This window comes from Thermogutta sp., from assembly GCF_039793925.1.
Taxonomy (GTDB): domain Bacteria; phylum Planctomycetota; class Planctomycetia; order Pirellulales; family Thermoguttaceae; genus Thermogutta.
Genome location: NZ_JBAMME010000123.1, coordinates 46431 through 56658 on the forward strand (window position 1 = coordinate 46431; position 10228 = coordinate 56658).

The 10228-nt window shown below is 54.2% G+C and carries 9 protein-coding genes; all 9 read left to right on the forward strand.

Annotation, left to right across the window (positions count from 1 at the left end; translation table 11 throughout):
• Window positions 1-470 (forward strand): cytochrome c (locus ABJK56_RS04525; RefSeq protein WP_347243472.1); only part of this gene is annotated, 470 nt, incomplete at its 5' end.
• Between the two features lie 34 nt (window positions 471-504).
• On the forward strand, window positions 505-1488 hold the full coding sequence (locus ABJK56_RS04530) for a COX15/CtaA family protein (protein WP_347243473.1): 984 nt from the start codon (window positions 505-507) through the stop codon (window positions 1486-1488).
• Between the two features lie 136 nt (window positions 1489-1624).
• Entirely contained in the window at window positions 1625-2584 is a 960-nt protein-coding gene (locus tag ABJK56_RS04535; protein WP_347243474.1) for a protoheme IX farnesyltransferase, read from the forward strand.
• 144 nt (window positions 2585-2728) lie between these two features.
• Window positions 2729-3814: a uroporphyrinogen decarboxylase family protein gene (locus ABJK56_RS04540; protein ID WP_347243475.1), complete on the forward strand. Its 1086-nt coding sequence runs from the start codon at window positions 2729-2731 to the stop codon at window positions 3812-3814.
• Between the two features lie 213 nt (window positions 3815-4027).
• Window positions 4028-6223 carry a PQQ-binding-like beta-propeller repeat protein gene (locus tag ABJK56_RS04545; protein ID WP_347243476.1) on the forward strand — a complete coding sequence of 732 codons (2196 nt, stop codon included), beginning with the start codon at window positions 4028-4030 and terminating at the stop codon, window positions 6221-6223.
• Entirely contained in the window at window positions 6223-7830 is a 1608-nt protein-coding gene (locus tag ABJK56_RS04550) for a cellulase family glycosylhydrolase (protein WP_347243477.1), read from the forward strand. Before ABJK56_RS04545 ends, ABJK56_RS04550 begins: the two co-directional genes overlap by 1 nt.
• A 72-nt stretch (window positions 7831-7902) precedes the next feature.
• The gene (locus tag ABJK56_RS04555; RefSeq protein WP_347243478.1) at window positions 7903-8934 is read left to right on the forward strand and encodes a MoxR family ATPase; all 1032 of its coding nucleotides are present in this window, start codon (window positions 7903-7905) and stop codon (window positions 8932-8934) included.
• A 73-nt stretch (window positions 8935-9007) separates the two neighbouring features.
• On the forward strand, window positions 9008-9814 hold the full coding sequence (locus ABJK56_RS04560; RefSeq protein ID WP_347243481.1) for a DUF58 domain-containing protein: 807 nt from the start codon (window positions 9008-9010) through the stop codon (window positions 9812-9814).
• 42 nt (window positions 9815-9856) lie between these two features.
• The coding region (locus tag ABJK56_RS04565; RefSeq protein WP_347243479.1) for a BatA domain-containing protein at window positions 9857-10228 on the forward strand (372 nt) is incomplete at its 3' end.

Sequence of the window (10228 nt, forward strand, 5' to 3'; positions counted from 1 at the left end):
AACCTGAGAAAGATCCCGAGCACTGGGTGGTGACTCCGCACCGCCCGCAGCTTGATGAGGCCCAGCTCAAAGCGGCTATCGAGCGAGGGAAGCTCATCTATCAGGAACCACGGTCGCAGTGCGTGAAGTGCCATGGACCAGAAGGTCGTGGCGATGGCGAGCAAACCGATCTGTACGATGATTGGAACAAGCCGAAAAAAGGCGTTACCGATCAGCAAACCCGGGAACTCGCACGGTGGTTTTCCTTGCCTTTACAGCAACTGAAACCTCGTAACTTTCAGGAGGGAATATTCCATGGAGGGGGCCGTCCCGAAGATATTTATCTTAGAATCTATGTGGGAATTAAAGGGACGCCCATGCCAGCGATGGGGCCTGCGCCTGGACAGCCCGGTATCCTTACCCCCGAAGAAATCTGGGACCTTACATTCTATGTGCTGTCTTTAGCGCGAAAGTCACATCCAAAACAATAATAGTCGTTTAAAAACTATACAGTTGGACTGTTGTATGGAGCGTGGTGGTTCGGTTGACAGAGCGGCTGAACGCGGAACGCGCTGGGCCCACCGCCTGGCCTGGGGCCTGTGGGCTGTGACCTTTCCACTGATCTGGATGGGCGGTTTCGTCACCACCTACAACGCTGGAATGGCTGTTCCCGACTGGCCCAATACCTACGGATATAATCTCTTTCTCTATCCTATAGAAAGCTGGCTCAAAACCTGGGATATTTTCCTGGAACACAGTCACCGTCTGATTGCCTCCGCGGCGGGGTTCGTGTCCATCGCGCTGATGGTCATCCTCTGGAGGACGGGCTCTGCCCTGTTGCGGCGGCTGGGTGTCCTGGTGTTTATTCTTGTATGCGTGCAGGGAATCATAGGGGGACTGCGGGTACTGGGACAGGAGCTTCTTCTGGCAAATTTGCACGGATGTATCGCGCCGCTCTTTTTTGCCCTTGTCACGGGAGTGATTGTGGTCACGGGGCGCGCGATCGCAGGTCCAAATCAGTCGAGGGGACTTGCCCAGTGCTCGCTTTTTTGCGGTAGGACGGCGTGGCGATTTCTGCTTGTGATGATTATCTATACCCAGATCGTCATTGGCGCCCAGCTCCGCCACCTTCCGCCGACGTTGTCGCCACAGTGGGCGTTTTTCTGGACGATTGTTCACCTGATCTTTGCCGGTCTTATTGGGGTTGCCCTTGGCATCGTATGGTGGCGTGAGCGTCGTGAGCACCCCTCGAAGTTAGTATGGCTGAAAATCTTGGGGGGGATCTACGCGGTACAGCTTACGCTTGGATTATTTACCTGGGTTGTCAATTATAACTTTCCGATTTGGTTTCTAAATTATTTCCTTGCTATTTCCTACACCGTTGTGCACGGGGGGGCAGCACAGGCACTCGTCACGACAGCACACACCGCGACGGGATCCCTGTTATTGGCCGCTGGTGTTGCCGGTTGGCTCACGGCTGGTTTAAACTCCAATCCGCAGAACATGTGAGGGCGGCAGGCTGGCTGGGACCACATTCGAAGCCCACCGGGATGACAATCGGGTTTTCTAATGTGAGTGGTAATACGCAATACATCGTCAAAATAACACTGTAGACGTAACCTTTCTGTAATAAGTGGCGATTATTATGAGTAACCCCGGAGAACAACTTGCGAATACTGTCGTGGCAATGGGCAATAAAAACCGGGAGCTTGCCCGCCAGGACTCGTCGTCAGAAGGGAGCGTCGTGGGATGGCTTCAGGAATGCCAGGCGTTCCTGCGGGTCCGCATCCTGTTCAGCATCGTTGCCACCATGGTCACAGCCGCTGCGCTGGCCGCTAAGTTCGCGGGAGTTGACACAGCTCTAGCAGCCAAACTGGTAAGTTTGATTGGCATAATTGTTGGGGCTGTCATTTTGAATCAGGTCATCGAGAGCGAGTCCGACCGGTTGATGCCTCGCACATCTCGCCGACCTATTCCGGCCGGCAAAATAAGGCGAAGCTGGGCCGCCGTTCTGGGAGCGCTGTTGACGCTGCTGGGAGCGCTAGGGCTACTGGCGTCGGGTGATGTTGTGTTGACTGTTCTGGGGCTGGCCGCCTGGGGACTCTATGTGATCGTTTACACACCTTTTAAGAAGAAAACGAGCTGGCAAACACCGATTGGTGCGATCGTCGGGGCTGCACCGGTCATGCTTGGGGCGGGCTTGGTGGATGGCTATCACGTCCCCCAGGTGTGGACACTCTTTACTCTCATTTTTTTCTGGCAATTTCCCCACGCCATGGCGATCGCCATGCTGTATCAGGAACAATTTGCTCAGGCTGGTATTCGGGTGGCACCGGTTGCCGACCCCAGTGGCCGACTCATGCGGGTCTATACGGTCGCCGGTCTGGTGGGATTGCAATTGTGCGTCATTGGATCGGTGGTGTGGGGGGCAATCAACCCGGCGATGGCCGGCCTTTTGACCGCTGGGACAATCTATCTGACTGTTCCAACCATAGCGTTCCTTCGCAAGCCAGACCAGTCCAATAGTCGACAGCTTCTGCGGCACACACTTGTGTATCTGTTCCTTTTAATCCTCATCTTTGCCGTGTTCCGGTGGTTCGGTTGAACGGGCGCTGCATGGTGTTACTAGGAGCGGTTGCGGTGCGTGTGTCGCTGCCACGGAAAGTCATGCTCACGATTCTTTCCGATACCGCATCGTGGTACCATAGTTACAGAGGAGAAATGATGGGTCCGTTGCGAGGGGCGAACTATGCGCGATGATCAATGGCAGCAGTTACAGCGCCTGATTGCGGGCGTCAGCTCGGAGCCTGCGGTGGGTTTTATTGTCGACTCGCCCTGGTTACCGGGATGGTGCGGCATGACAATTCGCGAGTATCTGTGCAGCGAAAAAAAGTGGCTGGAAGCAAACCTGCGGGCGGTCGAGGCATTCCCGGATGTCTGGTTTATCCCCGGTTTTTGGGCAGAATTTGGGATGTGCACGGAACCATCCGCTTTCGGGGGACGGTGTCGGTTTCCACCCAATGAATTTCCCCACATCGAGCCGGTTTTACAAAGCTGGAGTGACGTCGATGCGTTGACCATGCCGGATTGCAACCGCGATGGCCTGCTCCCATTCGTGCTGGAGCGCCTGCACCAAACGCAATCGCTGATACGCGAGGCGGGGCACCGCATTCGGTTTGCCGTCAGTCGCGGGCCTTTGAATGTTGCCTCCTACTTGCTGGGGCAAACGGAGTTTCTTTTGGGCCTGAAAACCGAGGTTGACCGGGCGCACCGGCTGATCGGGTTGATAACAGCGTTCATCAAAAACTGGCTGACGTGCCAAAAAACACATTTTCCTGATATCGATGGCATACTTATTTTGGATGATCTGATAGGTTTTATCGGTAAAAAAGACTTTGAGGAATTCGTTGTACCTTATTTTCAGGACATCTTCGCGACGTTGAATGTAAGCGTCAAGATGCTGCACAACGATGCCCATGGTCTGATCACGGCTCGTTATTTACAAGCCATGGGCGTCAATGTTTTTAATTTTTCCCATGAACACAATATGGGAGCCGTCAGAAACTTGGCAGGCCCGAATGTTGTGCTAATGGGGAACTTCAATCCCCGTGACATTCTGGCGGCGGGAACACCGGAGGACTGTCGCCAGGAAGTTCGGCGGATCTGGGGATCGCTTCCAGATCGCCGCCGCATCCTCTGGTCGGCGGGAGGTGGCATGCCGCCCGGGGTCAGTTCGGAAAATATTCACGCTGTTGTGTCCGAGGTCAGACAACTTTCAGCACAGGCCGAAGAACTAAATGCTCCATCCAGATCCCTCCCCGCGGAGGCCAATTGAGTGTCCCTAACGCTTTCTTGGCCCCTGGCTTAAAAACAGCTGGACAATGAAACGGGCTACTGGATAAAAATCGATATCATGCGTGCAAGTCAATAACGTGGAGCGATTTTATAGGGATTAACTTTGCTCTTTATGCCTTGTTGAGACATGTTGAAAATTGTACCGTTTTTTCGGCACGAAACATTTAAATACCGCGCAGAAGGTGGAATCGCTTTGGAACGGACCGGCCGCCATTTCGTGCGTTTGTTGTGCGTGATCGGATTTGTGGTCGTGAACTTCAGCGAGCAAGCGAGTGGCCAGATTATCGGCCTGTCGCTGACACCGGAATATCAACTTTCAAATGATATTCGGGTCAATGAGGCCGACGGAACTGTACGGACACGGTTGGCGGAGATTGAAGAGGCCATCAAAGGGAAGCACTGGGATGAAGTGGTAGCGGGCATCCGTGAGGTCGTGACCAAAAGCGGAGATGATCTCGTTAATGTTACAGCCAGGTTAAAGGGCGTTCCGCCGCGATATATTCCTGTCAGGGAGTATTGCCAGCTTCTCTTAACTCAGTTGCCGCAGGAGGGATTAGAGAAATATCGCCAGGTGGTGGATCCCAATTGCCGACTGTGGTTGGAAAAAGGGCTGCAATTAGAGGACCAATCGCTGCTGCGTCGCATTTGTGATGCGGAACTGGCCAGCAATTATGCAGACACAGCTTTGTGGTATCTGGGGGAATGGTCGTTGCAGGCGGGCTTGCCGGATCAGGCGGAATTTTTCTGGCGACAGCTTTTGCCGGTTGATCGGCAGTCGGGTGAATTGTTCACGTGGCGGTCAGTTGCGACGTGTCGATATTCGGCGGCGGCTGTTCGTGCCCGGCTGATTTTGGCGGCCATTCTGGCGGGGAGGCTTTCCCAGGCAAGGCAAGAGCTTGTAGAGTTCTCAACGGTTCATTCGAGCGAGCGCGGTCGGATGGCGGGCCGAGAAGCCAATTTCGCGGCGACTTTGACAGGGCTCCTGGCAGATGCGGAACACTGGCCGCAGTGGCCGGGCAGGGAAAGCTGGACCACATTCGCGCAAAACGGCAGACGGTTGCCCCAGATAGAAAAAGAGTTTGACATTATCGGACTGGTGTGGCGTGCAAAACTGCCGCCGTTGCCACGAGTGATCATCACTCAGTGGTCAGAAGTTCCTTCACCGCGGCGACTGGTGGAAGATCAGCGACCACTATCATTTTTTCCAGTAATTGCGAAAAACGCGGTATTTGTTGCGGGATTTGATCGGATATATGGTTTTAATCTGCAAAATGGCCAACCCTTGTGGGGCCTGAAAGTGCCGGAAGTTTTTTCTGTAAGCTCTGACGATCGAGAGCAGCTTATTCCAGTGAATACAATGGGAGCAAAAAGAACGACCATTACTGTGGATCGGGAAGAGCTGTTCGCTCGGCTTGGCTCGCCGGTGACTATCCAGCCCGCCCTCCTTTCTGATGCAATACGCCAAAAAAATGTGTTGGTGGCTCTCGACCTGGAGCAAGAGGGAAAGCTGCTGTGGTCCCGGGATCCGCCCGGCGAGGGGTGGTCCTTTGAGGGCGCCCCCCTAGTTGTTGAGGACAATGTCTATGCGGTCTTGCGGCGAGCGGACGTGCCCTCTCATATATATCTGGTATGTCTCGATCGCGAAACCGGTGATCGAAGATGGTTGCGATTTATTTGCGCGGCGGATACTCCCGGACGATCGATGCTTTATGAGATGACCCACCTTTTGCCGACAGTCGCTCAGGATACCGTCTTCCTGACGACAAATGCGGGAGCTGTTGCCGCGGTTTCGCGGGAGACCGGAGCCGTCCGATGGATCACCTGTTACCCGCGAATCCAGCGGGGAGACCTCTCCGTTTGGGAGCCCTTTCGCTTCCGGGAGCCGAATCCGGCTGTCTATAGTAATGGTGAACTTTACGTGGCGCCTACGGATACAACAAGCGTGCTGGGAATAGATGCGTTTACGGGAGCCATCTTGTGGAATACAGGATCGGACGGAGAAAAAATAGAATATTTGCTCGGTGTTCTCAATGATTATCTCATCGCGGCAGGAGATCGTCTTTACTGGATTGCGTTGCACGGTCCTCAAGCCGGCAGAATTGTCGCACGATGGCCAATTGGAGCGGAATATCTCGGGCATGGGCGAGGGATCGTGGCGGGAGGCTCCGTTTACTGGCCGACGCGCGACGCCATTTATGTGATAGACGGACAAACGGCCCAACCAAAGCGGGTTGTTCAACTCAGTCCATGGCAGGTGGAAGGCGGAAATCTCGCCTATAGCGAGGGTTACCTGGTGGTCGCTTCCTCACGGGAGATCGCAGTATTCCGGACCGCACCTATCTCAGCGTATGCGGTAGAGTCTGATACATCAGCAAGGAGGAGTAAATAATGGGAAAGTTGCGTTGGAATATATTCGCGTTTATGAGTATCGCCCTTGCCAATGCGGCGGTACATGCTCAAGAGCCCGTCACAGTCCTGCGCTGGGATTTTGAAAATATTGTCCATGGACACCATGCGCCGACACTGCCGGCCGGATGGATTCCTTCCTCACAGGAAGGCATTGCTGTAGAACGAACCCCACAGGGAGACATGTGCCTGCACGTATGGGTCGATGAGGCCAGTGGGCCAGAAAGCCGAAATATTCGGTACCGGCTGCCGGCTGAGGAGCTGCGAGGCCAGCGCGTTCGCGTCAGTGCAGTCGTTCGCGCGAAAGCGATTTCGCAACCGCCCAAGCCATGGAATGGTATCAAGTGTATGCTGCGGATCGAGTCGGAAGGGGAAATCCAATGGCCACAGCAGAACCTGCCGGGCGGTGACTTCGACTGGCGTCCCGCCCAATTCGTGGTGGCTGTGCCTGAGGATTGCCGGCAGATCGATCTCATCGTGGGCCTGGAGAATGTAACGGGCGAGGTATGGTTCGACAATATTGCGGTAGAAATTATTCCCCGAAAGAAGATCAAGTCTAAAGGCCAGGAGGTATTTAAGGGTCACAACTTACCTCGTTTACGCGGGGCCATGATTGGGCCCCATGTTACCGATGCCGATCTCCTGGAATTCGGCAGAGACTGGAAGGCCAACCACATCCGGTGGCAGCTCATTTGGAATGGCTTTCCGCATAGTCCCGCCGATACTGCCTCATTGGACGAGTATCGTCGATGGCTGGACGGGGCCTTGCAGCGACTTGAAGCCGCTTTGCCGGTCTGTCGGGAAGCCGGAATTCTCGTGACAATCGATCTCCATACTCCGCCGGGTGGTAGAAATGAAGCGTCCGAGTGCCGTATATTCCATAATCGCGACTTTCAAAAAGCGTTTATTGAAATCTGGGAAAATATTGCACGGCGTTTTGTGGATAGCGACGTGGTCTGGGGTTATGATCTGGTGAACGAACCGGTCGAAGGATTGGTGCCCGACGACCTGATGAACTGGCAGCAGCTTGCGGAGGAGACGGCACGCCGTGTCCGGGCGATTGACCCCAAGCACGCGATTATCATTGAACCCGCTCCGTGGGGAAGTCCCTCATCGATCGCGCTTCTTGATCCGATCGACGTGCCGGGCGTGGTGTACAGCGTCCACATGTACGTGCCCCACGCGTTCACTCACCAAGGTGTCTATGATAATCCAATGGGTGTTGTCTATCCGGGAATTATCGATGGCAAGTGGTACGATCGGGATACGTTGCGCAAAGTGCTCGAGCCCGTGCGTCGATTCCAGGAGGGAAACGGGGTCCATATCTATATCGGTGAATTTAGTGCCATTCGCTGGGCCCCGGGCGATAGCGCGTACCAATATCTTAAAGATTGCATTGACAGTTTTGAGGAATATGGCTGGGATTGGGCATACCACGCGTTTCGAGAGTGGGATGGGTGGAGTGTGGAGCACGGCCCCGATCGCAATGATAGAAGTCGAACAGCAACACCGACGGACCGCGCTCTTCTTCTGCGATCGTGGTATGCCAGGAATGTCAAGGCTGAGTTTTCTGCGGTGAAAAAGAACTGACGGACATCGCACAGCGGGGGATCTAACGCTTAGGACTAACGGCGAACCATTTTTGGATAAAAGGATATTCGCATGAGTGATGATCAGAAGGCGCTGGAACAGCTCACGAATGCATATGGCAGGATTACGAGCGAGCTTTCCAAAGTCATCGTTGGGCAAAAAGATGTTATCGAACAGCTCATGATCGGGCTATTTTCTCGGGGTCACTGCCTTTTGGTAGGGGTCCCCGGGTTGGCAAAAACGTTGATGATAAGGACGCTGGCGTCGTGTCTGTCGCTAAAATTCAGCAGGATCCAATTTACTCCGGACTTAATGCCCTCTGATATTACGGGAACTGAAGTTATTCAGGAAGATAAGGCCACCGGGCGACGTGAGTTTCGCTTTCTACCCGGTCCCATCTTTGCGAATATCGTGCTGGCCGATGAGATCAACCGCACGCCCCCCAAAACCCAGGCCGCCCTGTTGGAAGCTATGCAGGAACAGCAGGTAACTGTGGGTGGTCAGCAGCACGTGCTGGATCCACCATTTTATGTACTGGCTACTCAAAATCCTATTGAACAGGAGGGGACCTACCCGCTACCAGAGGCGCAATTGGATCGTTTTATGTTAGAAATACTTATTGACTATCCCGATGAAAGCGAAGAGTTGGATATTGTATTGAGAACGACAAGTGATACGGAGGCACGCGTGGAGCCAGTCCTTGATGCCCGACAGGTCCTAGAAATTCAGCGATTAGTGCGGCGGGTGGCGATTCCCGAACATGTTGCGCGCTATGCCGTGCGTCTGGCACGGTGGACGAGGCCCTCGTTTGAAGAGGCTCCCCAGTTCATCAGAGATTATGTGACGTGGGGGGCTGGTCCCCGGGCAGCGCAGTGCCTGGTGATGGCCGGAAAAGCGCGCGCGGCGCTCCACGGGAGGGCTGCCGCCTCGGTGGAAGATGTGGAGGCCGTGGCCCCTCCCGTGCTGCGGCATCGGTTGGTCCTTAATTTTAATGCGGAGGCGGACGGGATTAAGTCGGATGATTTAATCGCGCGCCTGTTGCGTTCTGTCCCTCGCCCAGAAGATGAGTTGGTGAATCGTGGCATACTCCACAAAGTTTCTTGATCCGCAGATTTTATCAAGTATAAGCGGATTGTCTTTACGGGCCCGTGCGGTCGTGGAGGGAACAGTGACGGGCATGCATCGGAGCCCGTTTCACGGTTTTTCCGTGGAGTTTGCGGAACATCGGGAATATAGTCCCGGTGATGACCTGCGTTATGTAGACTGGAAGGTGTTCGGAAAAACGGACAAGTTTTATGTAAAGCGTTTTGAGCAGGAAACAAATTTATCCTGCATGATTTTGGTTGATGCAAGCGCGAGTATGGGCTTTAAGAGCCATCAGGCGGCGCTGAGCAAATGGGAATATGCTCAATGCGCGGCAGCAGCGCTCGCCTATATCATACTGGCGCAGCAGGATCGCGTGGGACTCGGCGTCTTTGCGGAGCAGTATCGGGTATTCGCTCGGCCGGAAGCCAGTGGAGGACAGTGGCAGCAAATCGTTCAATTGCTGGAAAAAGAGTCGCCAACCGGCACAACGGCGATCGGAGCAATCCTCCATGAGGCCGCCGAGCGCCTGAGGCGGCGGGGTGTGATTGTCATCGTGGGCGACTTTCTTGTGGATTTGAATCAATTAGAACGCGGTTTGAAGTATGTCCGTTACGCGAACCACGAAGCGATCGTTTTTCATATCCTTGACGATCAGGAAATATCGTTCGATCTCCAACAGCCGGTGCTGTTGCGTGGATTGGAAGTTGCCAGCAGGGTGGCGGTCGATCCCCGTCTTCTGCGGCACGCCTACCGGCGGTGCGTGGAGGAATATTTGCGCAATATCCAAAAGATTTGCCACGGACTGAAAGTGGACTATGTCAGGGCGACCACTCAGCAAAAACTTGATCATGTGCTGCGGGAGTATCTGGCCTTCCGGAGGAAAATCAAGAACATGTAGTGAATAGACAGTAGTGTCGGCTGAAATATAGCGACCAGCGTGATGAATAAATCGGAACTGTTCATTATCAGCCTTTCATTTGTGGATCCGGCAATTCTGCTGGGGCTCCCCGCCGTTATTATCCCAATCGTTATTCATCTGTGGAATCGCCGGAGGCATTTGGAGATGAACTGGGCGGCCATGGAGTTCGTACTGGCCGCTCTAGCAATCGAGAGACGGCGGATATTACTCAGAGAATATTTATTGCTTTTATTGCGGATGCTCGCGATCGCGTTGCTCCTTGTGGCGGCTGCCCGGCCGATCATGGAGTCGCCTGCTGTAGCGATGGGGTATCAGATAGCGACGGGCTGGATATTCGTGCTAGATGACTCGCTCTCTATGGAGCAGTTCAGTCACGGGAAGTCGTGTTTCAGC